Origin of the sequence: Streptomyces sp. NA02950, from assembly GCF_013364155.1 — a bacterium.
Taxonomy (GTDB): domain Bacteria; phylum Actinomycetota; class Actinomycetes; order Streptomycetales; family Streptomycetaceae; genus Streptomyces.
Genome location: NZ_CP054916.1, coordinates 246,154 through 272,586 on the forward strand (window position 1 = coordinate 246,154; position 26,433 = coordinate 272,586).

Sequence of the window (26,433 nt, forward strand, 5' to 3'; positions counted from 1 at the left end):
TAATTGAGGATTCAATAGCCGGGCTGGCTGCTGCGCCACTCAGATGCCGGGATGCGCCTGGCTGATCACGGCGAACGCTCAGCGGCAACCGTCTCGCACAGGACGGTTACCAGGGCCTGGACGGCGGGCGTGACGCGGCCGGTGGGCCACAGCAGGCCGTAGTCGATGGTAGGTGCGTCGCGGAACGGGGCGAAGGCGATGCCGGGGCGGGCGTGATACGCCTCGGCGCGGGCGGCCACAGGCGCTACGCCGTGTCCGGCGGCGACGTGGGAGAGGACCTCGGCCCAGTAGCGCACGGCAGGTCCGCGCGCGATGGGCTGTCCGCCGGGTGTATGGGTGGGCAAGTGGCACTCGAGCCAGTAGGAGGGGAACTCGGCCGCGAATGTGATGAGCGGGGCACGCGCGAGATCCTCCAGACAGACACTGTCCTGCCGGGCCAGGGGATGCTGTGCGGGGACCATGAGCGCCCTTGGCTCTGCGAAGAGCACCGGTCCGGCCGTCAGATCCGCCTCGCGTACGGGGAACTCGCTGATCTGGACGTCAAGTTCACCGGAGCGCAGCGGCCCGTACGGGTCGGCGAACTGGGTTTCGTGGGCCTCGACGGTGCATTCCGGGTGCCGCGCGGAAAAGACCGCACCCGCACGCAGGACGGCGTCGGCCGCCCACGGGGTGGAGTAACCCACCCGGAGCGGGCCCGCGATGCCACGCGCGGCTACAACGGCCCGCCGGTATGCCTGTTGCATGAGCCGGTGTGCGGGCTGGAGGTCATCGCGCAGCTGCGCACCGATCGCGCTGAGTGTGACGCGGCGGCTGGTGCGCAGGAACAGCGTTGCGCCGATGCGCCGTTCCAGGCCCTTGACGATTTGGCTGACCCGGCCCGGGCTGCACCGCAGTCGGTCGGCGGTACGGCCGAAGTGCAGCTCCTCGGCGAGTGTCAGGAAGACCTCGGTCTCCTGTCGTTCCAGCACAGCATCCTCATCGTTGAACCTGACTAAACAGTTCTTCGCGGATTCTACGTTGATGCGCACCGGTCCGTCAGGAGATCGTCTTCAGACAGGCGGCTGACGCAACCGCCTGCCGGGCTCCAACCCTTCCGTGAAGCCGCGACCACGCCTTGCCCTGACCCATTGGAGACTTTGGATGCGTACCTTGATCAGCACTGCCTTCATCTCGCTCGACGGCGTTGTGGAGGCCCCGGGCGGCGAGCCCGGCTACCGGAATTCGGGCTGGACGTTCAACGACATGGAGTTCCTCCCGGAGGCATTCGAGATCAAAGACCGGGAGCAGAAGGAAGCCACCGCGATGCTGATGGGCCGGGTCAGCTACGAGTCCTTCAGCCCGGTGTGGCCGGACATGGAGGATTTCGCCGACTACAAGGTGATGCCCAAGTACGTCGTCTCCACCACCCTCAGCGAGGACACGTTGGTGTCGAACTGGGGCGAGACCACGATCCTGCGCTCACTCGACGACGTCGCCGCGCTGAAGGAGACCGAGGGCGGCCCGATCATCGTCCATGGCAGCGCCTCCCTGAACCAGGCCCTGTCGGACACCGGCCTGATCGACCGTTACCACCTGCTCGTCTTCCCGCTCCTGCTGGGCGCGGGCAAGCGCCTGTTCAGCGCCACCGACAAAGACACCCAGAAGTTGAGGCTTGTCGAACATGAGACTTATGCAAACGGCCTGCAGAAAAGTGTGTTCGACGTCGTCCGGTGACCATACGCGCGCACCCACCAACGCTCACACGTGACATCTGCTGGAACCACGCCCGCGGGCGTTGGATCACCGGGCGGACCAGAGGAAGATCCCGGCGATGTGGAGAGCGGCCAGGTAGATGGTCGCGGTCTTCTCGTAGCGGGTCGCGGTGCCGCGACACTGCTTCAGGCGGCTGGTTGGGTAGGCCGCGCGACGAGGTGCCTGCCATGTGCAGGCCCTTTCCGCGCGGCCCCCTCCGAACCCGCGGAGAGGCCACGCTGGTCCGCCGGGACCGGGATCACCGTCCGGATGCCGCGCTTGCGCAGATGGTCGCGGATCGCGCGGGACGAATAGGCCTTGTCCGCCAAAACCACGTCCCGTCTGGTGCGCGGACGACCACGTCGTCGGGGAACGCGCAGGTGGGCTATGACGTCGGTGAAGACCGGTGGATCACCGGCCTGTCCGGCGGTGAGCACGAACGCGAGAGGGCGGCAGCGGCCGTCCGCAGCGAGGTGGATCTTCGTGGTCAGCCCGTCCCGGGACCGGCCGGTAGCATGGTCAGCCGGTTCGCCGTCCAACCGGGACACCACCAACTACTGATCCGCCGTAATCGCCGCACCGGTGAACTCGCCTTCTACCGCTGCTACTCACCACGCCCGGCGCCCCTGGCCACACTGGTGCGGGTCGCGGGCAGCCGATGGCGGGTGGAGGAAACCCTCCAGTCCGGAAAGGGGCTGGCCGGACTGGACGAACACCAGGTCAGACGGTGGAACCCCTGGCGCCGATGAGTCACCCTCGAAAAACATGCTCGCGCACGCTTTCCTCGCCGTCACCGCGGCACACGAAAACGCCCACCGGCCGGCTCCCGACCAACTGATCCCGCTGACCTGCAACGAGATTCAGCACCTGTTCACCAGCCTGGCCGTATTTATACATGCGGCGAATGAAGTGGCCTCGGCTCAGACACGGGCACCGGAGGAGATTCCGTCATTAGCCCTGTGAGGACTCGTCCAGGGTTACAGTCCCAGGTCTCGGCTGCCTGACGACGGTTTCCTCATCCGCATCTCGGCTCTGCCTCGCCTGCAACGCCACTCCGCACCAGCCCCGAGCGCCCGACCCACCACCGTGTTGCTCACCGACGAGGCTCGTGTTGTCCCAGGCCAGGAGTCAGCCTGCTCCCGGGGACGGGGCCGGCCGGTTCCAAGGATCCGGATGTCGTTGCGGACGGCTTGAGGTTCGCTGCTTGGCAGCGCCCAGGTCAGTCCCACAGGGAGATCGCCAGGAGCAGGGCGGCGACCGGGATCAGCAGCCACGGCTCGGCCAGGACCATGAGCCCGGTGAAGATCAGGGCGAAGTACGCCAGTGCCTTGGCTGCGCGCCACTGGGCCTTGTTCTTCTTCGTGTCCTTGTTCTTCTTGGAGTCCTCGCCCTTCTTGGAGTCCTTGTCGTGAGGCGCCGCTGTGCCAGGGGCCGCCTCGAGTATGCCTGTCGCGGTTGCGGTTGCGGGGTTCCTGTCGTTGTTCGTCATGGCATTCAGCCTCGTCGTGGGAGCACCGCCCTCGCGTCGGCGAAGCCCGCCTATCTAGGTGATGACCACCGACGCGTACGTAGTGCCGGCACGGTGAACGTTGGCCCATGAACATGGTGATGGATCGATCGGAGATCGTTTTGTGGGTGCGGCATGCGAACGGCCGGTGGTCGGCCAGGACGGTCTGGGTGGTGGTGCTCGACGGGGAGGCGTATGTCCGCTCTGCTTTCGGACGGCGCAGTGCCTGGAACCGCCGGGCACTGCGGCACGCGGACACGGAGGTGGAGGTGGCCGGGGTCCGGCTGTCCGTCATCCTCCAGCCGGTGGACGACCCCGAGTTCGTCCAGCGCGTCTCCGGTGCCTACCGGGCCAAGTACGGGCTGAGCTGGCCCGGCCCCGTGGAGTCGATGAACGGGCACGAGGCCGCGGCGACCACCATGCGGCTAACGAATGTCGGGCAGGTCTCGCAGTTGCCTGCGTGAGGTGAGCCCGAGCTTGCGGAAGATGTTGCGCAGGTGCGCGTCGACCGTCCGCGGGCTGAGGAACAGCTTCGCCGCCACCTCCTTGGAGGTGGCGCCGTCGGCGACCAGGCGTGCGATGTGCACCTCCTGCATCGTCAGCTGGTCCGATGCCTTCGACGTGCGGCTGCGGGCCTGCTCGCCCGTGGCGCGCAACTCGCCGGCGGCGCGCTCGGCGAACGCCTCCAGACCGAGGTCGGACAGCGGCTCGTGCGCCGCCCGCAGCGCGGACCGGGCGTCACGCCGTCGGCCCTGCCGGCGCAGCCACTCCCCGTACAGCAGATGCGCCCGCGCGCGGTAGACGACCAGTGCGCTGTCCTCGAGCAGTCCGATCGCCTCCTGGTAGGCGGACTCGTCCTCGGTAACCAGGGCCCGCGCACAGGCCTCGACGCCACGGCCCCACGCCTGCCGGCTCCCCAGTGTGCGCTCTTGGAGGGACGCGAGGGCCGCGGTGGCGACCTCGGTCTCGCCGCACCGCATGGCCGCCTCGACCAGTTCGGGCAGGGCAAGCCCTGCCGTGCCGACGGCGCCGTACTCGACCGCCTGCTTCGCCGCCTTCAGCGCGGCCGGATAGTCGGCCAGGCCGTTGCTGAGCACGGCTGCCGCCCACTGCACGCTGAGGCTCATCCGGTGATCCACCGACGCGAACAGTTCGACGGCATCGTCGCGCCGCCCGCGCATCGCGGCCAAGTGGAGGCGGGGGTAGACCAGCGGTGCCGCGCCGGTGGCGTCGGCGATCGCCTCCTCTTCGGAGATCAGCTCCATCGCGGCGCCGAAGTCGCCCCTGTGCACGGTCGCGGCGGCCTGCATGGCCAGCCCGATGGGCAGCGCGTGGAAGGAGCCCGACTCGCGGCCTGCGGCGACGGCACGGGTGGCGATGGCGTGCATGGCGTCGAAGTTCCACAGCTCGGTGGCCACCATGAAGCCCAGCGACGGCCGCCTGGCCCACACCCGGTCGTCGGCGTCGCCGACGACCGGCCCGAGGATCTCCCCCGCCGCCGGATGCCCGTCGCCGACCAGGCTGATCAGGCCGGTCAGGACCGTCGCCACGCCGGATACCGGATCCCCCGACGGCGGGGCCTTCCTGACGGCCTCCACCACCTGGTCGAGGCCGCCGAGCAGAAGGCCCATCTCGAGGGCGTCCAGATAGCACTCCCGCGACCAGGCGGGGTCGGTGGCGGCCAGCCGGGTGGCGGCACGCAGGAGGTACTCCGTGGGGCCTTCGTCCCCCCGGCGGCGGACGAACGACAGCCTGCCGCGGAGCAGATCGGCCCTGGCGGCCTGGCCCGGATCGTCGGTCGCCACGGTGGTGAGCAGGTCGGCCGCCGTGTCGAAGTCGCCCACCGAGAGTTTGGCCTGCACCGCGGCCAGGACCCGCTCGGCGCGTCGCACCGGGCTGATCGTGAGCGCGGCCGAGCGTTCGAGGAAGGCCGCCGCCGCGGCGACACCGCCACGTTCCCGGGCGCGGGTGGCGGAGGCTTCGAGCTCGGCGGCGACCTGCTCGTCCGGGCCCGCGCTGGCCTGGGCGCGATGCCAGGCCCGCCGGTCGGGGTCGGCGACCGGGTCGGTCACCGCGGCCAGCGCCTCGTGCGCCCTGCGCCGCTCCTCCGGCGCCGCGGCGCGGTAGGCGGCCGAGCGGGCGAGGGGGTGGCTGAACCGGATCCGGGTGCCGAACTCGACCAGCGGGACGGATTCCGCAGCGGCAGCCGCGTCGATGCCCAGGAGTTCGGCCGCACGCCACAGCAGGCCGGGGTCGCCGATCGGGTCGGCGGCGGCGACGGTCACCAGCAGCCGGGCCGTCGGCGGCAGGAGTTCCAGCCGGGCCCGGAAGCTCTGCTCGATCACCCCGGGCACCGAGTCGGGCTGGGCGAATCCGCCCGCCATCCCGGCGAGTCCGGCTGTCCTGGGAAGCTCCACCAGCGCGAGGGGGTTGCCGCGCGCCTCGGCCAGGATGCGGTCGCGCACCCGCTCGTCCAACGGGGCGCGGATCGCCGCGGTCAGCAGCGCGTGGGCATCCGATTCGCCAAGTCCCTGAAGCGCATGGCCGGGCAGTTCGTCCAGCTCGTGCAGATGGCTCGGCTCACGCACCGCGAAGACGAGGGCGATCGACTCGGCCGAGACCCGGCGGGCCACGAAGGCCAGCGCCTTGGCCGACGCCTGGTCCAGCCACTGTGCGTCGTCGACGACGCACAGGAGCGGGCGCTCCCGCACGGTCTCCGCCAGGATGCCCAGCGACGCGACGCCGACCAGGAACGGATCGGGTGTGCCGGTGTCGAGGCCGAAAGCGATCTCCAGCGCCTTGCGGTGCGGCGCGGGCAACGCCATCAGCCGGCCGGTGACCGGCGCGAGCAACTGGTGCAGCGCGGCGAACGGCAGCTCCATCTCGAACTCCGCGCCGGACGCCCGCATGACGAGGAAACCGGTCGCGGCCCCGTCCAGATGCCGCAGCAGCGCGCTCTTGCCGATACCCGGCTCACCGCGCAGGACCAGGGCGCCGCCCCGGCCCTCCCGTGCCGCTCGGAGCAGGGCGTCGAGCCGACGTATCTCGTCCTGACGACCGATCAGCACATCCGTGTATGTCTCGGGCATGTCCGAAACCTATGCGGTCGTGCCCCGCAGGGGAATCCGGGAAAGACCCAGTCCAAGGGACTCCCGCGGGCGCCGTATAGGCGATGGCTACCGACGCGAGCAGCGGACGTCCGCTGCGAGTGTCGAGCCATGACCCGCACCGCACCGCAACGGACCACCACCGGCTGGATACCGCTGGCGGTTCTGGCCACGGCCCAGTTCCTGGTCGTGCTGAGCACGTCGATCGTGAACGTCGCACTGCCCCGGATCCGGGCCGGGCTCGATCTGTCGGACACCGGCCAGGCGTGGACGGTCAACGCCTACGTACTGGTCTTCGGCGCGCTGCTGCTGCCGGGCGGGCGCGCGGGCGACGTATACGGCCTGCGTCGCGTGTTTCTGCTCGGCATCGGCCTGTTCGCCCTCTCCTCCCTGGGCGCGGCACTGGCGCCCACCGCGATCGTGCTGATCACCGGCAGGGCGGTGCAGGGAATCGGCGCCGCGCTGCTGGCGCCCACGGCGCTGGCCCTGGTGCTGACGCTCTATCCCGACAGGGAGCGGCGTGGCACCGCGCTCGGCGTGTGGGGCGCGGTCTCCGGTGCCGGCGGGGCGGCGGGTGTGCTGCTGAGCGGGCTGCTCACCAGCCTGTACAGCTGGCGTGCGGTGTTCGTCGTGATGGTGCCCCTCGCCCTGGCCGTCCTGGTGGCCACCCGGCTGCTGGTCGGGGCCGACCGGCCACGCGGCGGAAGCCTGGACGCGCCGGGCGCGGTGACGGTGACGGCGGGGCTGGTCGCGCTCACCTACGGCCTGTCAGGCCCCTGGCCGCTCGCCGTACTCGGTCTGGCGCTGCTCGGCCTGTTCGCGGTGCTCCAGCGCCGCGCCGCCGACCCGCTGCTGCCGGCGCGCATGAGCGTGGTGGCGGTGCCCAACGTGCTGATGGCCCTGCTGGGCGCGGTCTGGCTCGGCCTGTTCTACTTCCTGTCGCTCTACCAGCAGCGCACCCTCGGGTACTCGCCCCTGGAGGCCGGGCTGACCCAGCTTCCCCTGGCCCTCATGATCACCCTCTCGTCCTGGGTCGCCGGCAAGGTCTCCGGCCGCCAGGTGCTCCCCGTGGGCCTGCTGGTCCTCGCGGCCGGACTGGCCTGGCTGTCCCGAACCCCGGCCGACGGCACCTTTCCGGTGGACCTGCTCGGCCCGACGCTCCTCATCGGCATCGGGCTGGGGGTGGCCTTCGTCCGGCTCACCGCGATGTCCTCCACAGGCGTCCCGGCCGCCGACAACGGCCTGGCCGGCGGGCTGGTCAACGCCACCCGGCAGATCGGCGGAGCCATCGGCCTGTCCTTCCTGACCCTGCTCCCCTCCTTCGGCGCGGCCTTCCTGGCCTGCGCCGCCCTGACCCTGCTCATCTCGGCTCTCTCGACGCGAAAGGCATGACCATGACCCTGGACAAGCCGTACATCAGCGGCCACTTCACCCCCGTCCCCGACGAGATCACCGGCCGTGAACTGACGGTGCGCGGCACCCTCCCGCCCGAGCTGAACGGCCGCTACTTCCGCAACGGCCACAACCCCAAGCCGGGCATCACCCCCACCCACTGGTTCCGCGGCGAGGGCATGATCCACGGCGTCCGCCTCACGGGCGGCCGGGCCGAGTGGTACCGCAACCGCTGGGTGCGCACCCCCTTCCTGGACGGCGTGCCGTTCACCGGAACCGAGCTCGAAGTCAGCGCCGCCGCCACCAACATCATCTTCCACGGGGGCCGCTATCTGGCCCTGCAAGAGGCCAATCTGCCCTGGGAGGTCAGCGCCGACCTCGACACGATCGGTGTCCACGACTTCGGCGGCAAGCTCACCAGCGCGATGACCGCCCACCCCAAAGAGGACCCGGAGACCGGCGAGCTGCACTTCTTCAGCTACAGTCCCTTCCCGCCGCACCTGACCTACTTCGTGGCCGACGCCTCCGGCGACATCGTCACGTCGGAGGTCGTCGACGGCGCCGGCCCGTCGCTCATGCACGACTTCGCCATCACCCGTGAGCACGTCGTCTTCATCGACTCGCCGGTGGTCTTCGATCACGCCGAGCAGTCCGGTATCCCCTACCGCTGGCACGACGACGTCCCGCTGCGCATCGGCGTGATGCCGCGCGCCGGGGGCAAGACCACCTGGTACGAGGTGGCCGAACAGGCAGCGCTGTTGCACGTCGCCAACGCGTACACCGACGCGCGGGGCCGGATCGTCCTCGAAGCACCGCGCTTCGACCGTTCCGCCTGGGAGAACTCGTGGAAGTGGTGGGTCGGCGCGCCCGGCTACGGCACCAGCCCCGACGCCGGCTCGACCTTCTACCGGTGGATCATCGACCCGGCCACCGGCAAGGTCACCACCGAGTCCCTCAACGACCTGGCCACCGAGTTCCCGTCGATCAACGACGCCCACACCGGTTCGGCCTACCGCTACGGCTACGCCATCGCCTTCCCCGGCGCGGGTCTGTCGGGCTACCACACCGTCAAGTTCGACACGCGGACCGGCCAGGAGAAGCTGCTCGCGCACGGTGAGGGCCGGATGCCCGGCGAGGCCGTCTTCGCGCCCGCCGAGGACGGGACCGCCGAGGACGACGGCTATCTGCTCACCATCGTCAGCGACCTCGAGGCCGACGCCTCGGAGCTGCTCGTCCTTGACGCGAGAGACCTGAGCACCGTGGCCGCCGTCGAACTCCCCCGCAGGGTGCCCGCCGGCATCCACGGCCACTGGATCCCCGACTCCGAAGTGCCCGCCTGATCCGCCCCAGCCGCCCGGGTCGCCGTTGTCCCCCGCTGCGGCGGCCCGGCCCCCACCACCGAGGAACCGCCATGACCCACCCCACGACCATCGACGAGCACGCCCCCGTCATCGCCGAACACGCCATCCGGATCGCCGCTCCTCTCGAGCGGATCTGGCAGCCGCACACCACGATCGGCTCCTGGCCCGGCCGGCAGTCCGCCGCGGGGCTGGGCCGCGTACCGGCCGGCACGCAGGGCGTCCTCTATCGCTTCCAGGGCTGCCGCGGCGGCGAGAAACGACGCCGGGGTCCGGGCGTCGGCGTGGGAAGAGGTCGGCTGGTCGGCCGGTGTCCTGCACACCTCCTCGGCTCGTCACCCTCCAGACGACATTGAGTTTGTCATCCATCGGATGACATGCTACAACGGTTTCAGTGAGGCGCATTGGCAGCAAGGACCAAACCTGCTCGATGGAGGTGTTTCGCGATGTTGATGCGCACTGACCCCTTCCGTGATCTCGACCGGCTGGCTCAGCAACTGATGGGCCCGGGCACCTGGTCGCGGCCGTCCGCGATGGCGATGGACGCCTACCGCGAGGGCAACGAATACGTGGTGGCCTTCGACCTCCCCGGCGTCAGCGCGGAGGCGATCGACATCGACGTCGAACGGAACATGCTGACCGTCAGGGCCGAGCGCCGGCCCGTGGCGAAGGCCGACGACGTTAAGGTGGAGCTGTCGGAACGGCCGCTGGGCGTCTTCTCCCGCCAGATCGCGCTGGCCGACCGGCTGGATACCGAGCACATCAAGGCCGACTACGACGCCGGAGTGCTCACCCTGCGCATCCCGATCGCCGAGCCCGCCAAGCCCCGCAAGGTAACCATCGGCGGAGGGTCCGACCGCAAGGAGATCTCCGGCTGAGCCGGGCAACGCAGGCCGACGAGCGGCGGAGGACGGGCACCTGATCTCCCCCCCTCTCCCGTCCTCCGCGCCCTTGGGACTCATGAAGGGTGGCGGTCGAGGTGACCCTGCGGTGGAAAGCGTTCCTCGACCAGGTGAAGGAACGCGGCGAGTACGACAGCCTGCAGGAAGCAGAACGCGCGGCCCGTGTGGTGCTCGCCCTGCTGGGCGCACACCTGGTCGGTGAAGTGCGTGCCCAGCTGGCCGCGCATCTGCCGGAAGACTTCGCCCTGATCCTCCTCAACCCGCTGCAGAGTGCCGAACCCTTGTCGCCGGAGCGGTTCGTGCGGGCGACGGCGGCCTGGATCGAGGGGGCCACCGATCAGACCGCGGCCTGGGACGTCAGCGCCGTCCTCAGCACCGCCGCCGACGCAGCCGGCGACGACCTGCTGGAGAAGATCCTGCTCCAGCTCCCCGCCGGCTACGATCTTCTCTTCGGTCGCCCCCAGCCCACCTGACCACCCACACCACCGGTGCCCGCACACCCGCAGACGACCTCCAAGCCGCCCGCACCCTCACCGAACGCAACCCCGACACCCAGCCCCTGACCGGCTGGGCCTTCGTTCCCCTCCACCGTCACGGCCCCGGCCGGCCCCCTCAGCCACATAAGCGGGACCCGGACCTACCTGCGCCAAAGCCCGCTGATGACACATGCACGGGGCGGCAGCGCCGGGTTCGCGCGCCACCGGGTGCCGGCGGCGATGGAGCCGACACGTCCCCGCCGGGCAAGACCTGGGTCCCCGCCGAGCGGGCCACCGACTGGCTCCCCCCGCCCGGTCATCGCGCTGCCCGGCATCGGCCGCGCCACGGCGCCGACGTCCGGCAGACCGCCCGCACATCCTCGGCCAGGGCCAACGCCTGCGCCGGGAGCGGCAGACCGCGAGTCGGCTCACCCTCACGGTGCGCCGACCGCGGCTCCAGCACGCGCACGCGTGCGCCGCCGGAACCCACCCACCACTCACCCGCCCTCGCCGGGACCGCACTTGGCCTGCTGACCTCCCTCGGACCGCAGCGGGCACGCGTCCGCGCCTACGCGATCCGCGCCGACGGTCTGCTGCCGACCGCGTGCGCCTACTGGCAGCTCGCCCCGGATCCCGGCGACGCCCGGACCCGCGCGGCCGAAGCCGCCGCCGACCGCGCCCGCCGACGCTTCGGACCAAAGGCCGTACGGCCAGTTGCTGTGGCGGACTGACCACGTGCGTGAACACCACGGCCACATGCTTTGATCAGCCCGACCCGGGCCCTCGGTGGCGCAGTCGGCGGCGTCCCTCAGTACGAAGCGGCGAGTACCCGCACAAGCAGGTGGAAAACGATCAGGGCCCGCTGATCCGAGCCAGTTCCACCGTCGTGGTGATCCGCGTGACGGCAGGCTTTCGGGGCACCGAACCGAACCCGAAGCGCACAGGCGGTTCGACGGACGCCATCACGCCGAGGTCCTGGTCTTCGAAGGCCGCCGAAACCGCGCGGATCGGTCTCTGATCCCGCGCGCCGTACCACTCACGGCGACCGCCGCCGGCGCTGCCGCGGGTCCGCACCCCGTTCAGCAGCAGGCGGGCGGGCACGTCCGTCAACGCGCTCCATGCCGGACGGCGGGCGAGCGCGGCGGGCACAGCACGCAGCGCAAGCCCCACGGGGCCTCGCCGACCGGTGGTGAAGCGCACCTCCAGTTGTCCGGCACTGATGGTCCAGGTCTCCGCCTCGACGCTCACACGGACCGGGACGCTGCGCACCGTGTCGAAGGCGTAGGTGTCGGCGACGAAGTCCGCCGTCTGCCGCGTAGGAGCCAACAGCAGCCGTTCCCCGTTCGCTCGCTCGATCATCACGTCGCTGAACGACCCGAACGGCGACCGCTCCCAGTGTCCGAGCACGATGCGCGTCCCGGAGGAAGTGCCCGTGCCCGCGATCCACCCTTCGAAGCGCAGCCGCGCGGGCCGGGTGGTCCTCCTGCCGCGTTTCCTGTTCATCCTCACTCCCGTCGCAGGTCCCGGGCGTGCCGGAGGGCAAGGACCTCAGGCGGTATCCGCCGGGGTGCTCTCCGCGGACTCTTCAAAACGCCGGGCCTGGGAGGCGAGTCCGCGGTGGCCCCATCGCGTCCTCGGGCACGCGGGGAGCCTCCTGCCAGGCTTGGAAATGGAATCAAGCCTTTATCGTCAAATTCCTACCGTGCCTAGTGATCAGTTGCGGCAGTCGGAGGGGGAGGGCAATTCCCTCGAAGGGTGATTCGCCACCTCGTCTGCGGCTACCCGGCGAGAAGGTTTCCGCGCTCCATTGGAGGAGGTGGCCGACGTGGGAACGCCGACCTCACGAGAGATCGAGACTCATCCGGACATCGTGGCGCTGCGCACGCGATCCGAACAGGCCACGGTCACCCCGACCGGCCAGGGCATCGAGGCGCTCAGCCTGCTGACCGGTCTCTACATCGCGGCCTCGCCGTGGATCGTGGGCTTCAACGGTCTGGGCACTCTCGCGGTGAACAACCTCATCACCGGCATCGCCTTCGCCTTGCTGGCCATCGGGTTCGGTTCGGCCTTCGAACGGACTCATGGCATGAGCTGGGCCGCGGCCGCCTTGGGGGTGTGGACGATCATCGCTCCCTGGGTGGTGTCCGGTCCAGTGGCGACCGCAGCCACCATCGCAAGCAACGTCGTCGCGGGCGCCCTCGCCGTCGCCTGCGCCGGTACGACAGCAGCCACGGGCGCAGCCGCGCTGCGCCGCTAGGTGGTGGCGAGAAGGCCCGGTTCCGCGCCTGCGCCGTCGGCCGTCTCCCAGGTTGCCGACGACAGAGGCGTCGGCACTGCTGCGACCACCGGCCTGCTCCAGAAACGGGCGGCCCTGCCGCTGTGACGAGCGGGCCGGACCTGGCGCCGTCGAGAGAGGGCCGGCTCGTCCGGTCCGCTTGGCTCACCGTCCGGGGGAGGTCAGTCGCCTGTGGTGATCTCGATGTGCCGGGGCTTGGCCTTCTCCACCTTGGGGATCCCGACGGTCAGCACGCCGTCGCGCAGGGCCGCGCTGACGCCTTCGGAGTTGACCTCGCCCGGGAGAAGGGCCCGGTACTCGAACCCGCCGGTACGGCGGGTGCCGCGCCGCAGGACGCCGGCCCGTTCGCGTTCCCTGAGCTCGCCGCTGATGACCAGTTCCTGCCCCACCATCTCGATGTCGATGTCCTCGCGCTTCGCGCCAGGGAGGTCGACCTCGATCTGGTAGGCGTCATCGGTCTCGGAGACATCGGCCAGCGGCGACCACGCCATCCCCGCGGTCACCGGCGCCAGGGTGCCACCCACCGTGGATTCCAGCAAGCTGCTCATGCGGCTGAACAGATCGTCGAACTCCGCGAGCGGACCAGCGGCCCAGCCCGGGGCACGACGTTCGGCCAGCGGCGCCCGGCTGCCGCGTCGCACAGGAAGCGTCATTTTCGTTCACCTCCATCACCTATATCCTCTACGTTCTATTTCATTCCCGGGTGCGGCGGCCTCCACACGACTGTCGTGCGGGGCCTCCAGCCTGCCCGGGACAGGCCGAAGCCAGCCGCCCAAGGGCCGCGTCGGTTGTCTCACCGACCCATCCAGGTTCTGGCCCGCACGGCCTGTGGCCGGAGGATCACGCGAACCACCAGACCGGGTGCGCCCGCCATCGGGACGTGCCCGCAGCCGGGCAGCGGCACCGTCCGGGCCGCGGGGACCATGGCATGGACCGAAGGAGCCACCGAGAAGACCGCGACGTGGGACGTCAGCGCCGCGCTCATCGTCGTGGCCGACCTCATCGGCGAAGATCTGACGGACCACATTCTGCTCCAGCTCCCCCGGGGGCTGCGACCTGCTGTTCGGCCGGCCACGACCCATCTGACCGAGACAGGCCGTTGGCCAAGTCTTCGCCCCCGGAGGAGACGGCCTTGTGGACGGCCGGGTCGAAGGCCCCCGGCGACACGTTGGCCACTGCGTTCACGCCCACCGCGAGGCGATCGCGCCAGGAGCGCTTGCGGTAGTCGTACTGATCTTCAGCCGCTGCGGTCACTGCGCGTTCCTGTGGCCGTGCCCGCAGCACCTCCGGTCCGGAAGGCCGCGCCGGGCGGCGCGCGGTACGTCGGATGGCGCCACCGCGCCAGGGGGACATCCGGCAATCACGCTCGGCAGGCGCACGAACTCCACGGCTGGTGGACCGTCACTTACTCGCCCAGGTGGTCAGTGAGCGAAGTCGAACCAGTTGACGTTCACGTAGCTGGCCGGCTGGCCGCTGCTGAAGGTCAGATAGACGTCGTGGGTGCCGGTGATGCCGCTGATGTTCGACGGGATCGTCTTCCAGCTCTGCCAGCCCCCGGTGTTCGCGAGCGCGAAGCTGCCGATCGGTGTGCTGGTGCGGCTGTCGAGCCGTATTTCGACCAGTCCGCTGACACCGTCGGTGGCGCCGCTGGCGACTCGGCCGCGGAACTGCGTCGCCGCGGTGGATCCGAAGTTGATGCCCTTGTAGAGCGCCCAGTCGCCGCCCGCCACCGTGGTCACGTCCTGGCCGCCGTCGGTATCGGAGGTGGTCTCGGTGGTCAGGCCCGCCTGGTCGTCGTAGGACTCGGCCTGGATCGCGCTGTAGGCGTCACGGTTGCCCGAGGGAGGCGTGCTGGAGGGCGGCGGAGTGGTCGGGGTCGGGCTGCTGCCGCTTGTCGACTTGAGCACCGAGACGTAGTCGACGACCAGTGGGTGTCCTGGCTCGGTGCCGCTGTCGGGGCCGCCGCCGAAGTTGTCGGGCATCGCGCCGCCCATGGAGACGTTCAGGATGACGAAGAAGCCGTGGTCGGTGGCGTTGTTCCAGGTCGTGGCGTCGACCTGATTCTCCCGTACGGTGTGGAAGTTGACCCCGTCCAGGTAGAAACGTATCTCCTGGGGGCTGGTGGACTTGTCCCACTCCACCGCGTAGGTATGGAAACCCGCCTGACAGGTCGTCCCGGAGCAGGCGCGCTGGCCGCCGATGCCGGATGTCTCGTTGCACGGGCCGCCGGGATTGGTGCCGCAGTGCATGGTGGCCCATGCATTGTTGAGGCCCTGGACGTTCTCCATGATGTCCAGCTCGCCGATGCCGGGCCAGTTCCACCAGTTGCCGCGGTAGGGGGCGCCCAGCATCCAGAAGGCGGGCCAGTATCCCTTGGCGGCCGCGCCGGTCACATTCGGCATCTGGAGCCGCGCTTCGACCCGCAGCTTTCCGCCCGCGGGCGGCTGGAAGTCGGAGCGCTTGGTCTCGATGCGGCCCGAGGTCCAATTCCCGGAGCTGTCGCGCCGCGGGGTGATGCGCAGATTCCCGGAGCCGTCCAGCGAGACGTTGGAGGTGCTGTCGGTCATGGTCTCGACCTCGCCGGTACCGAAGTTGGCCGGACCGCCCGGATAGCTGGTGCCCGTCGTGTACTGCCAGTCAGCGGTATCGACCCCGGACCCCGCCGCACCGTTGAAGTCGTCGAGGAAGACCTGCGACCAGCCGTCGGGCGGCGCGGGCGCTGTCGCGTGGGCGGGCAGCGTGACGGCGGTGGCGGCGGCCGCCGCCAGGCTCAGCGTGCTGAGCACGGCGACGACCACTTTCCGGACAGGGCTGCGCCTGTGGGTACCTCTGCTCATGATGCCTCTTCCTGGGAGGGGTTGGTCGCCCAGAGAGCGCTCTCAGGACGGCTGCGCTGATAGTCGTCCCCGCTACTTCAAGCGTCAAGAGATTGCGCCAAGAACGGTCAGACAACGTTTTCTGAGGTCACTTCCTGAATACGGTGACCGCAGAGGTTGAGGAGATCTTGTTCCATGGTGTGGCGGCCCTTGGTGCGGGGCTGACTCGCGGCCGCCGGCCACCTCACGCCATCCGCCCTCCGCGGGCCTCATGGCGCGGGTTTCACGCCCAGGGATGTGGCCGGGACACGTCGTCGCTCGAGGCGCGTTGATCGAGGTGGGGGCCGCAGCCGGACTGTGCCTGTACCCGGATGAGTACCACTGACGACGGCCGGACATCCCTGGCCCGGATACCAGTCCCGTCTCGCCGACCTGCGAAACCCTCGGACCCGTTCCGCTTCCCTCCACCGTCCCGGACGACGAGGGGTCCGCTATGCCGCGAAGAAGTCGGTCAGTGCCACGTTCACGGCCTCCGGACGCTCCAGGTAACCGTAGTGGCCGCAGCCGGGGATCTCGGTGTAGCGGGCCGATGGGATGGCCTCGGCGAGTTCCCGGGACAGATGCGGGCGGACGACCAGGTCGTCCTGGAAGCCGATGACGAGGCAGGGGCGGGCGATCTTCCGGTAGAGCGCAAGGCGGTTCGGGATGATCTCGATGCCCAGTTGCGCGCGGACCGCCGAGGGGTCGGGCGGGGACATCTCCAGGACACCGAGCCAGTCCCGGAGTCTCTCCTCGTCGTTGAGCGTGCGCGGGGAGAGGTTCTGGATCGCGAGCTGGTACGCCAAGAGGGCGGGCGGGAGTTTGACGCCGCTGTCGGCCCGCTCGAGGTCGGCCGCCGCCATGGCCCTCATCAGCGCGTCCGCGCGTCCGCTGCTCGACATCAGGACGGCCTGCGTGACGAGTTCGGGCCGGGCCAGGACGAGTTCCTGCGCGATGATCCCGCCCAGTGAGTGGCCCACCACCCGGCAGGGGCCCTGCCCGAGGTGTTCGATGAGACCGGCCACATCCGCGACCATGTCGGCCAGGGTGAAGTCCCCGGGCTCCCCGGGACCGGCTCCGCTCCCCCGGTTGTCGAGGGCGACCACCCGGTAGCCGGCCGCGCGCAGCGCGGGCACCTGATGGGCGCGCCAGACGCGGCCCGGCGCGCCGGTTCCGGCCACCATCACCACCGGCTCTCCGCGGCCGTGGTCCTCGAAGCTGACATCGACTCCGTTGACGTGCGCCACCGGCATCGGCGTTTCCCCTCCCCCGTGTTCCTCCGCGGGGTCCCGCACGGTGGTGCGGGACTCGTTAAGCCTCCGGGTGCGTCGGCGGGTTACCCCGCCGACGCACCCGGAGGCGCGACCGGCGCCGACTCGTCTCGGCTGCCGGTCCAGACCGGGTCGCGCCCCTCCGCGAAGGCCCGGGGGCCCTCCGCGGCGTCCCGGCTGTGCATACGGCGCTCCTCCCAGGCGTAGCGGGTGGAGAACGCCTCCTCCAACGGCCGGTCCAGCGACCGCATGACCGACTCCTTGATGGCACGCACCGACAGGGGCGCGCTGCGGACCAGGTCGGCCGTCCAGGCGGCGACCCGGTCGTCCAGCTCCTCCCGGTCGGCGACCTCGTTGACCAGGCCGAAGCCGAGGGCGGTCGCCGCGTCCATCCGATTTCCGGTGAGCAGATACCCCATGGCCGTCTTGAGGGGCAGTTGCCGGGCGAGGCGGAACGCGCCGCCCGCGCCGGGGACCAGTCCCAGCCGCGCCTCCGGGAGGGCGAAGACCGCGTCGTGAGCGGCGATGACGAGATCGCAGGCGAGCACCAGCTCGAAGCCGCCGCCGAGCGCGTAGCCGTTCACCCGCGCCAGCACCGGTGTGGACAGGGTGAACCGTTCGGTGAGCCGGGGCCAGCCGGGCTGGCCGCGGCTGCCGAACGTCGTCGCCGCGGCCCCTTCGGCGGTGAGCCGGGCCCGCTCCTTGAGGTCCTGCCCGACGGAGAAGGCCCGCTCGCCCGCGCCGGTCAGGACCGCGACCCGGACCTCGTCGTCTGCCTCCACGTCGTCCCAGACGGCGGCGAGTTCCTCGTGCATGCGCAGGTCCATGGCGTTCAGCACCTCGGGACGGTCGAGGGTGACGTGAGCGACGCCGTCCTTCTTCTCGTAGCGCACCCGGGGCCGGTCGGCGTCCCCGCCTCCGGCCGTCACGGCTCGCCCGCCGCGAACTGGCCCACCTTGTGGATCACGTCGACGCCGTACAGTCGCAGCGCCTGCTGGAGGGCGAACTCGGCCATGTACGCGCGGAACGCGTCCACCGGCTCCTCCGCGAGGTTGAGCATGCGCCGGTTGACGAGCACCGCCTCGCCGTCCAGCCGCGCCACGGCGCGCTCGATGGCGGCGTCCATTTCCCGTGGCTCCACGACCTCGTCCACCAGCAGCCGGGCCTGGGGTTCCGACGCCCAGATCCGGCGGCCCTCCAGGATCACCTGGCGGGACAGCCTCGGCCCGGCGTACCGGCTGAACCGGAAGTTGGCCACGCCGGGGATGATCCCCTCCTTGGCGGCCGGAAGGCTGAGGTAGGCGTCGGACGCGGCGATGACATGGTCGAGGACCAGCAGCACCTGGGTGCCACCGCCGATCGCGAACCCGTCGACGGCGGCGACCCAGGGTTTCTCGATGTGCCGGGTGTGCCACAGGCCGCTGTCCTCCGCGCGCACCCCCCTGACCAGCTTGTGGAGGTAGCCCAGTTCGCGGCGGAGCAGGAAGTCGACCAGCGGGATGTCGCCCGAGCTGAGGTATTTGAGATTGATCCCGGCGCTGAACACCCGCTTCCCCCGGTAGCGGCGGTGGCTCATCTCGCCGCCGCGCAGCAGGCCCACCCGGACGCCCGGGTCGAGCAGGGCCAGGTCGACGGCAGTCTCCATGTCATCGACCTGCTGCTCGTCCTCGGCGTTGAGGCGGTCGTCCCGGCACATCGTCAGCCGGGCCACCCCGTCGCGGCGCTCCAGCCGTACGGCCTCCATCTCCACCACGCCGGTCCGCAGGAACTCCGGCAGCAGCCGCCGCGCCCGGTCCGACGGCCGGAGCATAGCGTCGAGCAGATGCGGGCCGGCGGAGGAGGAGCGGAGGACGGCCCGCAGGAAGATGCCCTGGTCGATCTCGTGGCCTTCCTTGTCCGCCTGTGGCCGGCTCCGCTCCTGCGCAAGCTGCTCCTCGGTCGGCACCAGGCCGGGGAACGCGCCCGACGCGGCGGCGACCAGTTCGTCGATGCGCAGGTGGCGGGTGCGCCCCTCGGTGAGGCGGTCGTAGACGGTGTCGGCATGCTCGTCCAGGAACCGGGCCCGACGGGCGCGGGCCGCGTTCTTCGCCGCCTCGGCCTCGGCCCGCTGCTCGGCGGTGCGCCGCACCGGGCCGGGCAGCGCGGCCAGGACCTTCTCCGCCCGCTCGGTGGCCTCGGTCAGGGCCTGCCACCCGTCGGGGGCGGACTCCCGGCGGTGCGGCGCGGCCGTCATGCGGCCTCCGCGGCGCCGCGCCGCAGGGCGCGGTCGCAGGCCGCCAGGTGGGAGCCGAGGGCGTCCTCGAAGCTGGTGGTCTCCGCGTCGAAGAGCAGCTGGCGCCGGATGGCGAGCTCCTTGCCGGACACCTCCTCGACCAGTTGCGCGGTGGTGGCCGCGGCGGCTTCGGGGCTGTCGGTGAGTTCGTCGGCGATGCCGGACGCCAGTGCCTCGGCTCCGGAGATGGGCTGCCCGAAGAGCACGCTGCGCCGGACACGGGCGACTCCGGCCAGCCGGACGAGCCGGAAGGCGGCCATGCCGGGCCAGGTGGCCTCTCCGTCGAAGGGCATGAGCAGCCGGGTGCCGGGCGTCGCGATGCGGATGTCGGCGGCGAGGAAGGTGTCGAGGGCCGCGCCCCCGCAGTCGCCGACGGCGAGCGCGATGGTCGCCGCGGGCAGCCGCTCGAGCCGCCGCAGGGCCCGCTCCCACTTGGTGACCAGGGCGATGTTCAGTCCGTCGGCCCACCCCGGCCCGGGCGCGCCGGTGACGCACAGGGTGACGACTCCGCCCGTGTCCCGACCCTCGGCCCGGTCGCACAACACGGTCAGTTCGCTCACGGCACCGATCGACAGCGGCCGGGTGCCGTCGATGGTCATCATCAGCACATCACTCACGTCTCGCACGGTGTTCTCCCCCGTCGTCACCACTGCACCAGCGCCGTCTCGAGGGTGGACCCCGGGCCCATCGTCATGAGCACCCCGTAGTCGCCGGGCCGGGTCACCCGCTCGTCGAGAAGTCGTTCGTAGGAGTAGAGGAACGATCCGCTCGACACATTGCCGTGATCCCGCAGCACGCCGACGGTGTGCCGCAGGTCGTACCGGGTCAGCCCCAGGTTGACGGTGACCGCGTCGATGACCTTCTTGCCGCCGGAGTGCACCAGCCAGTGGCGGATGTCGCCGCGGCGCAGCCCGGTGTCCGTCAGCAGCCGGTCGACCACGCTCTCGGCGTGGGCGCCGACGACGTACGGGATCTGCGGGTCGAGGTAGAAGCTGAACCGGTCCAGCTCACGGTCCCAGTCGTAGCGCATCGCGTCGATTGCGTCGGGGATGATGCAGCTGGCGAACTTCAGCACGGTCGGGCCCTCGCAGGGAGCCGACGCCTCGTCGCCGGGCCCGGACATCAGGGCGATGGCCCCCGCGCCGTCGCCGAAGAGGCTGTTGACGACCGCGGTGTGCATCGAGGAGTCCATCGCGTACGCCGCGGAGCAGGCCTCCGTGCACAGGACGACGGCGAGTTCGCCGGGGTGGGCGGCGGACCAGCCGGCCACCACGTTCAGGGCGTTGAGCCCCGCGTTGCAGCCCATGCCGACGATGTCGCTGCGGCCGCAGTGCCGGTCGATGCCCAACTCACGGATCATCAGGGCGCTCAGACCCGGGGTGAGGAAGCCGGTGGAGGAGACGCAGCACAGGTGGCGCAGGTCGGAGAGTTCGGCACCGGCCCGCTTCAGGCAGGCGCGCAGCGCCTCGGCGCCCATCTCGACCGCCAGGGCCTTGTGCTTGTCCAGCAGATCGCCCTGCGGCTCCGGGTGGCGGACGCCGTCCCCGTCCGGCTCGGGCAGGGTCAGGTGGCGCCGTTCGATGGCGCTGTTGCGGAAGACGGAGCTGATCCTGGCATCGGTGATGCCGAACGCGTCGAGCACTTCCTGCTGGGAGTAGACGGTGGACGAGGCGGCGGTGCCCACCCCGAGGATCCGCGGCCGGTAGGGCGTCTTCAGGACGCCGTCTCCGGTCAGGACGGCGGTGTCGAAGGCCTCGGCCTCCAGGGCCGTCGTCCGAAGGCCCTCCGGAGGATCGAGATTGATGGTCATCGGAACGTCCACCCCCACATGCGCGGTTTACTGCGCGGCCTTTGAGTATTGCTGCCGGTCACGTGCTTCGCCTTCCCGAGAGATGCCGATGCCGGGGCGCCGTACAGTCCGGCGCCCGGCTCCGTGCGTTATGACGTCTTCCGCGCCGCGCTCTGCGCCTCGATGAAGCGCGCGAGTCGCGCGGTGCCCTTTTCGATGTCCGCGGTCGTCAGATAACTCGTGGACAGGCGGAGGGCGTGGTGGCCGCCGCCCCGCGGATAGAAGTAGTTCATCGGCGTCCAGATGACGCCGAATTCCTGTGCGGACCGGGTCAGGGCCGCGTTGTCCGCCCGGAAGGGGACCTGCACCGTGAGGAAGAAACCTCCGGTGGGCTCGTTCCACCGCACGCCCAGGGCTGCCCGCCGGGCGGCCGGAAGGCGTGCGTCCAGATTGCGGAGGGTGGTCTGCATGGCGTTGCCGTAGTACGCCGCCGCGTCGGCGTTCAGGACGGAGAGCCGGCCCTCGGCGGCCAACAGGGCGCCGGCCACGGCGGCCTGGCTGAGCGACGAGGTGTTCACCGTCACCATGCTCTTGATCCGGGCGAGTTCGTCGGCGAGGAGCTCCGTCCGGCCGGTGTCGTCGAGGACCCGCTGGTCGGCGACGGCGAATCCGACCCGGGCGCCGGGGAACACCGTCTTGGCGAAGGAGCCGAGGTGGATGACCGTGCGCGAGCGGTCCAGGGACTTCAGGGTCGGCAGCGGCACGCCCGGGCTCACCCTGCGGTAGGGGCTGTCCTCGATGATCAGGATGCCGTGCCGCTCCGCCAGCTCCAGCAGGGCGGCGCGCGTCGGGGCGTCCATCGTGGTCCCGGACGGGTTGGAGTGGTCGGGGACCACATACAGGGCGCGCGGCCGTCGGCCGCGGGCTCGCTCCCCGAGAATCGCCGCCTCCAGCTCGGCGCAGGAGAACCCGTCCTCGCCCTCCTGAACGGGCGTCACCGCCACGTCGAGCAGCCGTGCCGCGCCCATGATGCCGACGTAGCAGGGGCTCGCCACGAGAAGGACGTCGTCGGGTCCGCTGATGAGGGCGCGCAGCACCAGCAGCATGGCTTCCTGCGCGCCGACTGTGACGACGATGGACTCGGCCGGGACGTCGATGTCCTCGTCCGCGCGCAACGAGTCGGCCACGATCTCGCGGATCTGGCCGGCGGTGGGCCCGTACTGGTACATGGCCGTGCGGATGTCCTGCGGGGTACGTCCCCGGGCGGCGAGGTGGTCGAGGTAGCGGCGCAGGTGGGTGAAGATCTCCTCGGTGTCGAAGAACCCGTCGTAAGGCCGTCCCGGGGCGAAGGAGATGGCGTCCGGGTAGCGGTGGGTGACCTCGTTCAGGAAGTTCATGGTGTCCAGGACGGGGTCGCAGAGGCTGGGGTGCAGGTCCGTCTTGCGCAGCTCGGCCGAGCGCGCCTCGCCCTTGCCCGGAACCCCACCCGGCCCCGGCGCGTCCCGGCGCGGCGCGGCGGGTGCCGGGCCGGGGCCGGCCGCGATCGCGGCGCGGTGCGCCTCGGCCACGGACGGGGTCGCGGTGAAGGTCATCGCATCCCTCAACTCCCGGACGAGGCCGTCCAGCACCTCGGTGACGCCTGCTTCACCGCCGACGAGAAGCCCGTCCAGCACGGGCTGCCCGACGAGGACGGCGTCGGCGCCCGAGGCGAGCGCGACGAGCACGTCGGCTCCGCCGCGCACACCACCGTCGAGCAGCACGGGACAGCGCCCGGCGAGAGCGTCGGCGAGGGCGGGCAGCGCCCGCAGGGATCCGGTGACCAGGCCGTCGGCTCCCGCGTCGACGGCACACCGGGCATCCGCCGCCGTGGCGGCACCGGCGACGATCAGCGGCAGCGGGGAGCTCGCGCGCAGCCGCTCCACATCGGCCCAGCCGGCCGCCGCGCCCCGTGGCGGCCGGTCGCCGCTGTGGGGCCGCAAGCTGAGGACGAGGGCGGCGCATCCGGCCTCCGCCGCCTCGGCCACGCGGTGCGGGGTGGCATCGGGGCCGCCGGTGACGTACGTCCGCAGCCACAGCGGGCCGCCCCCGGCCGCTGCCAGATCCGCCAGTCGGTGGGGGGTGGACGCGTCGACGACGGCGGGGAGTACGACCGCGCCGGCCGCCCGGGCCACGGCCGGCGCGCCCTTGGGACGGGCGAGCCCGGCGAGCGGGCCGACGACGAGCGGCGCGCTCCAGCCACGGTGGAGGATCTTGACGGCGGTGTCGGGCGGCCCGGGCCGCGCGGACCGCCCCTGCTTCAGCCCTGCCCGCTCGAAGACGGCCCGGTTCTCCGCCGCGGCCTCCTCCTCCGCTGCCAGGAATTCCGCGAGAGAGGGTTCCAGGACCTCTCGTGCCTGTCGGCCATAGTCGTCCAGGGTCCGTCCGGCCATGGATATCCCCTCGGCGGAATCGAATTCGGCATGCTGATTTCGGCGGCCAGGATCACATGAATCCGACGGGCCTCACAACGCTGTCCAACACGCCAGAATGCGCACTTGGACGAGGAGTTGACCAGGCGCAACCGGGTGTCTTCCCCTTTACCGCCCATTCGGCGAGCATGGGACGTCGGCGAAGCGTATGAGCGACTCCGGCAGCTCCGCCCGGCTGCGCACGTGAAGCTTCTTATAGATTTTCGTGAGGTGCTGTTCCACGGTGCTCACCGTGATGAAGAGTCGGCCGGCGATCTCCCGGTTGGTGCAGCCATAAGCGGCGAACGCGCCAACCCGGCGCTCCGCTTCGGTGAGTTCGGTGAGCGATTCGGGAACCTCCGGCGCCCCGGAGGCCGGGTCCTCGGGCAGCGTGCCGCGCGGCTCGGGCTCCTCGGGCCACGCCGGCCCGGAGTGGTCCCGGGCGTGCTCCACATACGTCCACGGCGAGGTCTGTGGGCGCGGCGGCTCGGCGGGGGCGGACCCTTGCTCCGCCGCCGACCGCGCGGTCTCCGCGTCGGCCATCGCCCGGCCCAGCTCCAGCCGGTCACCGCAGGCGCGCAGGATCCGTATCGCTTCCTGGAGCCGCTCCAGTCGGCCCTGGGGCGGGCCGGCCGCGGCGAGCAGGCGCAGCGCGACGCCGCGGGCGCGGGTGGTCTGCTCACCGAGCAGGGACAGATGCTCCTCGAGCAGGGCCCGTGCCCGCCGGTTCTCGCCCAAGGCGAGGAGGGCGGCAGCCGCGTCATTGCGCCAGTCCACGAGTTCGGGGACGTCCAGCCGCCATTCCCTCATCAGCTCCCCGCACGACCGCAAGTTCCGCAGCGCGGTGCGCGGCCGGCCGATGGCGAGGTGGTAGCGGCCGAGGGCGTGGAGATAGGGCAGGGCGAACGGCGTGTCGAACATGACCATGGGCACGGGCAGGTTGAGGTACGACATGGCCGTGTCGACGTCGCCCAGTTCGGTCCCCGCCCGGGCGGCGAGGGACAGCGGCAGACCGAGCGCGATGCCCCAGGCTTCGGGCGCGGCGAGGCCGAGCGCGGCCTGCGCGGCCTCGCCCGCCACCTTCAGGTCGCCGCTGCGCAGGGCGGCAGCCGCCCGGATCGTCTCCAGCAGCGCCCGCCGCATGGGGACGCGCCGGTTCCACGGCTCCTCCAGGAGCCGCTCCGACCACGCCACCGCCTCGTCCAGCCGGTAGCACTCGATCAGGAGAACCAGCGCGCACAGTGTGGCCTCGAAGGTGCTGCTCGTACGGGCGCCGCGCAGCACCCGGTAGGCCATCCGGTCGCACTCGTCGTCGCCGTTGAGGCCAGTGGCGAGGGTGAGGAAGGTGCGCGGCGACATGGACCCCGGTGCCCGCGCGCCGGGCGTGCCGGCCCGGGCGCCGGGGGCGGCCTCACCGGTGTCGCGTCGCGGCCCGGGGCGGCAGAAGGACAGCCAGAGCCGTGCCAGGTCGAGGTCGGAGTGTACGGCGTCCGGTGGCGTCCCCGCTCCGTCCCAGGCCTCCGACCTCTCCGTGGCCGCACGGGCCTCGATGGTCCGCAGCAGTGCGTCGGCCTGCGCCAACTCGCCCAGCCAGGCGTGCTGCCCGACCACGGCCAGGGCGTCGGGTCCGGTGAGCAGTCCGGCGCGGACCATCCGGCTGAGCTGTGCCAGGTGCCGGGCCGACTTCACCGGGTCCACGAGCCACTGGGCCTGGGCGAGGGCGGCCGTCGCTCCGGCCCGCTGGGTGGCGTCAACGCAGACGGAGGCGGCGTGGCGCAGATAGGTGATCCCGGCATCGATGTCTCCGGCGTCAATGGCCTCCCGGGCGGCCTCGCGGAGGATATGGGGATGCCAAGGGGCCTTGAGCGACTCATGGGTGGCCATGAGCTGGTCGGCCACCGCGGCGGCCGGGGCGCCGCTCTCGTGCAGGAGTTCGGCGGCCCGGGCGCGCATCGCGAAGAGGTCCCTGGCGGGGATGTCCGCGAGGACGGCCAGCCGGGCCCGTTCATGGCGGAACCGGTTGCCGGACAGCAGGCCGGCCGCGTTCAGTTCGGCGATGCTGCGCCGGACGGAGGTGACGTCGTCGCCGAGGAAGTCACCGATCAGGGCGGGGCCGACCGACTCGCCGAGCACCGCGATGGCGCGCGCCGTCGCGGACATGGCCGGCTCGCAGCGGTGCAGGCAGCGCAGATAGGCGTGCCGGAAGGACTCACCGGGCAGCGGAGCGTGGGAGGCGGCCGAGTACGGCCCGGTCGGCGGCGTGTCCCGTGCGTCCGCCTCGGCGCGCTCGCTCAGCTCCTCGGCGTACGGGGCGTCTTCGGCGTCCTCGATGAGGGCGTGCAGCAGCAGCGGGTTGCCGCCGCTGGTCTCGGCCCACAGCTTGGCGGTTTCCCCGGCCGCCGAGCCGGTGACCGGGTGAGCGGCCAGTTGTCCGGCCACACCGTCGACGCCGAGCGTGCCCAGGCGGATCCGATGGCAGTAGGGAAGGTGCAGGGTCTCGGCGTGGAGCGTCCTCAGCTCCCGCTCGTGGCAGGAGCTCTCGGCCAGCAGGACCAGGATCGCGGAGGCGTCTATGCGGCGTATGAGGTAGCTGAGGCACTCGAGCGAGGCCTCGTCCGCGAAGTGCACATCGTCGACGCCGAGGACGAGGGTCTGTTCACGGGCGAACTCGGTGACGGTCCGGCAGATACGCTGCAGCACGGCGAGCGGTACCCGTCCGGACCCGGGTAACACCTCGTCCGCATCGGCGAGCGGATCGGCGACCGTCCCCACGGCGCGCATCGCACTCAGCAACTGGTCGACGAGGCCCAGTCGGTCCAACTGCTCGCTGGCGGAGGCCGTCATGGACAGGAAACGGCCGCCCCGCTCGGTGGCCCAGTCGGCGAAGCACCGGATCAGCGCGGTCTTTCCGCAGGCCACCGGCCCGTGCGCCAGGACGACCGCGCCCTTCCCCTGCTCGCACCCGGTGTACAGCTTCTCCAGCAGCCGGAGTTCTTCGCCTCTTTCACTGAGATTCACAGGCACCCCCCG

Annotated in this window: 21 protein-coding genes and 3 pseudogenes; 10 read left to right on the forward strand and 14 right to left on the reverse strand. The window is 71.1% G+C overall.

Features of this window, described 5'->3' with window-relative positions; all coding sequences use genetic code 11:
- Positions 1-65 precede the first annotated feature (65 nt).
- Positions 66-968, reverse strand: a complete 903-nt coding sequence (locus HUT19_RS01030) for a LysR family transcriptional regulator (protein ID WP_254885353.1) — start codon at positions 966-968, stop codon at positions 66-68.
- A 172-nt stretch (positions 969-1,140) separates the two neighbouring features.
- On the opposite strand from HUT19_RS01030, the gene HUT19_RS01035 reads away from it, so the two are divergent.
- Entirely contained in the window at positions 1,141-1,713 is a 573-nt protein-coding gene (locus HUT19_RS01035) for a dihydrofolate reductase family protein (RefSeq protein ID WP_176178630.1), read from the forward strand.
- A 272-nt stretch (positions 1,714-1,985) separates the two neighbouring features.
- Here HUT19_RS01035 and HUT19_RS01040 read toward each other — a convergent pair.
- Positions 1,986-2,240: pseudogene (locus tag HUT19_RS01040) on the reverse strand (transposase); the annotation flags it as partial.
- Between the two features lie 27 nt (positions 2,241-2,267).
- Here HUT19_RS01040 and HUT19_RS01045 point away from each other — a divergent pair.
- A pseudogene (locus tag HUT19_RS01045) lies at positions 2,268-2,686 on the forward strand (IS701 family transposase); the annotation flags it as partial.
- A gap of 264 nt (positions 2,687-2,950) precedes the next feature.
- Here HUT19_RS01045 and HUT19_RS01050 read toward each other — a convergent pair.
- Positions 2,951-3,220 (reverse strand): hypothetical protein, encoded by a 270-nt coding sequence (locus tag HUT19_RS01050; RefSeq protein WP_176178631.1) that lies wholly within the window; start codon positions 3,218-3,220, stop codon positions 2,951-2,953.
- Between the two features lie 119 nt (positions 3,221-3,339).
- Here HUT19_RS01050 and HUT19_RS01055 point away from each other — a divergent pair, with 119 nt between their 5' ends.
- The gene (locus HUT19_RS01055) at positions 3,340-3,702 is read left to right on the forward strand and encodes a DUF2255 family protein (protein ID WP_303331538.1); all 363 of its coding nucleotides are present in this window, start codon (positions 3,340-3,342) and stop codon (positions 3,700-3,702) included.
- On the opposite strand, the gene HUT19_RS01060 is transcribed toward HUT19_RS01055, so the two are convergent.
- The gene (locus HUT19_RS01060) at positions 3,664-6,327 is read right to left on the reverse strand and encodes an AAA family ATPase (RefSeq protein WP_176178633.1); all 2,664 of its coding nucleotides are present in this window, start codon (positions 6,325-6,327) and stop codon (positions 3,664-3,666) included. The genes HUT19_RS01055 and HUT19_RS01060 overlap by 39 nt on opposite strands.
- 129 nt (positions 6,328-6,456) lie before the next feature.
- Between HUT19_RS01060 and HUT19_RS01065 the strand changes: the two genes are divergently transcribed.
- The 5 genes from HUT19_RS01065 to HUT19_RS01085 all read left to right on the forward strand — a co-directional run bounded on the left by HUT19_RS01065 (position 6,457) and on the right by HUT19_RS01085 (position 10,470).
- Positions 6,457-7,737 (forward strand): MFS transporter, encoded by a 1,281-nt coding sequence (locus tag HUT19_RS01065; protein WP_176178634.1) that lies wholly within the window; start codon positions 6,457-6,459, stop codon positions 7,735-7,737.
- Positions 7,734-9,077, forward strand: coding sequence for a carotenoid oxygenase family protein (locus HUT19_RS01070; protein ID WP_368661673.1), 1,344 nt, complete (start codon positions 7,734-7,736; stop codon positions 9,075-9,077). Before HUT19_RS01065 ends, HUT19_RS01070 begins: the two co-directional genes overlap by 4 nt.
- 71 nt (positions 9,078-9,148) lie before the next feature.
- Entirely contained in the window at positions 9,149-9,451 is a 303-nt protein-coding gene (locus HUT19_RS01075; protein ID WP_176178635.1) for a hypothetical protein, read from the forward strand.
- Between the two features lie 90 nt (positions 9,452-9,541).
- A complete protein-coding gene (locus HUT19_RS01080) occupies positions 9,542-9,973 on the forward strand; it encodes an Hsp20/alpha crystallin family protein (protein ID WP_176178636.1) in 432 nt (143 codons plus the stop codon).
- Positions 9,974-10,074: 101 nt separating this feature from the next.
- Complete coding sequence (locus HUT19_RS01085; protein ID WP_176186324.1) at positions 10,075-10,470, forward strand: DUF2267 domain-containing protein; 396 nt, start codon at positions 10,075-10,077, stop codon at positions 10,468-10,470.
- Between the two features lie 855 nt (positions 10,471-11,325).
- On the opposite strand, the gene HUT19_RS01090 is transcribed toward HUT19_RS01085, so the two are convergent.
- Entirely contained in the window at positions 11,326-11,976 is a 651-nt protein-coding gene (locus HUT19_RS01090) for a hypothetical protein (protein WP_176178637.1), read from the reverse strand.
- A gap of 322 nt (positions 11,977-12,298) precedes the next feature.
- Between HUT19_RS01090 and HUT19_RS01095 the strand changes: the two genes are divergently transcribed.
- Positions 12,299-12,730: an SPW repeat protein gene (locus HUT19_RS01095; protein ID WP_254885355.1), complete on the forward strand. Its 432-nt coding sequence runs from the start codon at positions 12,299-12,301 to the stop codon at positions 12,728-12,730.
- 200 nt (positions 12,731-12,930) lie between these two features.
- Here the strand turns inward: HUT19_RS01095 and HUT19_RS01100 are convergent, their stop codons facing one another.
- Positions 12,931-13,422, reverse strand: coding sequence for an Hsp20/alpha crystallin family protein (locus HUT19_RS01100; RefSeq protein WP_176178638.1), 492 nt, complete (start codon positions 13,420-13,422; stop codon positions 12,931-12,933).
- A gap of 252 nt (positions 13,423-13,674) precedes the next feature.
- Between HUT19_RS01100 and HUT19_RS42565 the strand changes: the two are divergent.
- A pseudogene (locus HUT19_RS42565) lies at positions 13,675-13,855 on the forward strand (DUF2267 domain-containing protein); the annotation flags it as partial.
- A 335-nt stretch (positions 13,856-14,190) separates the two neighbouring features.
- Here the strand turns inward: HUT19_RS42565 and HUT19_RS01105 are convergent.
- From HUT19_RS01105 to HUT19_RS01140, 8 genes are all read right to left on the reverse strand, one after another.
- The gene (locus HUT19_RS01105; protein WP_176178639.1) at positions 14,191-15,606 is read right to left on the reverse strand and encodes a glycoside hydrolase family 16 protein; all 1,416 of its coding nucleotides are present in this window, start codon (positions 15,604-15,606) and stop codon (positions 14,191-14,193) included.
- A gap of 470 nt (positions 15,607-16,076) precedes the next feature.
- Positions 16,077-16,877: an alpha/beta fold hydrolase gene (locus HUT19_RS01110; protein WP_176178640.1), complete on the reverse strand. Its 801-nt coding sequence runs from the start codon at positions 16,875-16,877 to the stop codon at positions 16,077-16,079.
- Positions 16,878-16,960: 83 nt separating this feature from the next.
- Positions 16,961-17,824, reverse strand: coding sequence for an enoyl-CoA-hydratase DpgD (gene dpgD / locus HUT19_RS01115; protein WP_217712221.1), 864 nt, complete (start codon positions 17,822-17,824; stop codon positions 16,961-16,963).
- Positions 17,821-19,128, reverse strand: coding sequence for a (3,5-dihydroxyphenyl)acetyl-CoA 1,2-dioxygenase DpgC (gene dpgC / locus HUT19_RS01120; protein ID WP_176178641.1), 1,308 nt, complete (start codon positions 19,126-19,128; stop codon positions 17,821-17,823). Before dpgC ends, dpgD begins: the two co-directional genes overlap by 4 nt.
- On the reverse strand, positions 19,125-19,784 hold the full coding sequence (dpgB, locus tag HUT19_RS01125) for an enoyl-CoA-hydratase DpgB (protein WP_217712222.1): 660 nt from the start codon (positions 19,782-19,784) through the stop codon (positions 19,125-19,127). Before dpgB ends, dpgC begins: the two co-directional genes overlap by 4 nt.
- 26 nt (positions 19,785-19,810) lie before the next feature.
- Complete coding sequence (dpgA, locus tag HUT19_RS01130; RefSeq protein WP_176178642.1) at positions 19,811-20,977, reverse strand: 3,5-dihydroxyphenylacetyl-CoA synthase DpgA; 1,167 nt, start codon at positions 20,975-20,977, stop codon at positions 19,811-19,813.
- A 128-nt stretch (positions 20,978-21,105) separates the two neighbouring features.
- A complete protein-coding gene (locus HUT19_RS01135; RefSeq protein WP_176178643.1) occupies positions 21,106-23,385 on the reverse strand; it encodes an aminotransferase class I/II-fold pyridoxal phosphate-dependent enzyme in 2,280 nt (759 codons plus the stop codon).
- A gap of 147 nt (positions 23,386-23,532) precedes the next feature.
- A complete protein-coding gene (locus HUT19_RS01140; protein ID WP_176178644.1) occupies positions 23,533-26,427 on the reverse strand; it encodes a helix-turn-helix transcriptional regulator in 2,895 nt (964 codons plus the stop codon).
- Between the last annotated feature and the right edge of the window lie 6 nt (positions 26,428-26,433).

Bases quoted from the DNA above. Each gene is read 5' to 3' on its own strand.
- dpgA (WP_176178642.1), bottom strand. From the start codon at position 20,977: ATGACCATCAATCTCGATCCTCCGGAGGGCCTTCGGACGACGGCCCTG.
- dpgC (WP_176178641.1), bottom strand. From the start codon at position 19,128: ATGACGGCCGCGCCGCACCGCCGGGAGTCCGCCCCCGACGGGTGGCAG.
- HUT19_RS01065 (WP_176178634.1), top strand. From the start codon at position 6,457: ATGACCCGCACCGCACCGCAACGGACCACCACCGGCTGGATACCGCTG.
- HUT19_RS01090 (WP_176178637.1), bottom strand. From the start codon at position 11,976: ATGAACAGGAAACGCGGCAGGAGGACCACCCGGCCCGCGCGGCTGCGC.
- HUT19_RS01050 (WP_176178631.1), bottom strand. From the start codon at position 3,220: ATGACGAACAACGACAGGAACCCCGCAACCGCAACCGCGACAGGCATA.
- HUT19_RS01055 (WP_303331538.1), top strand. From the start codon at position 3,340: ATGGATCGATCGGAGATCGTTTTGTGGGTGCGGCATGCGAACGGCCGG.
- HUT19_RS01035 (WP_176178630.1), top strand. From the start codon at position 1,141: ATGCGTACCTTGATCAGCACTGCCTTCATCTCGCTCGACGGCGTTGTG.
- HUT19_RS01110 (WP_176178640.1), bottom strand. From the start codon at position 16,877: ATGCCGGTGGCGCACGTCAACGGAGTCGATGTCAGCTTCGAGGACCAC.
- HUT19_RS01135 (WP_176178643.1), bottom strand. From the start codon at position 23,385: ATGGCCGGACGGACCCTGGACGACTATGGCCGACAGGCACGAGAGGTC.
- HUT19_RS01070 (WP_368661673.1), top strand. From the start codon at position 7,734: ATGACCATGACCCTGGACAAGCCGTACATCAGCGGCCACTTCACCCCC.
- HUT19_RS01075 (WP_176178635.1), top strand. From the start codon at position 9,149: ATGACCCACCCCACGACCATCGACGAGCACGCCCCCGTCATCGCCGAA.
- HUT19_RS01100 (WP_176178638.1), bottom strand. From the start codon at position 13,422: ATGACGCTTCCTGTGCGACGCGGCAGCCGGGCGCCGCTGGCCGAACGT.
- HUT19_RS01105 (WP_176178639.1), bottom strand. From the start codon at position 15,606: ATGAGCAGAGGTACCCACAGGCGCAGCCCTGTCCGGAAAGTGGTCGTC.
- HUT19_RS01080 (WP_176178636.1), top strand. From the start codon at position 9,542: ATGTTGATGCGCACTGACCCCTTCCGTGATCTCGACCGGCTGGCTCAG.
- HUT19_RS01060 (WP_176178633.1), bottom strand. From the start codon at position 6,327: ATGCCCGAGACATACACGGATGTGCTGATCGGTCGTCAGGACGAGATA.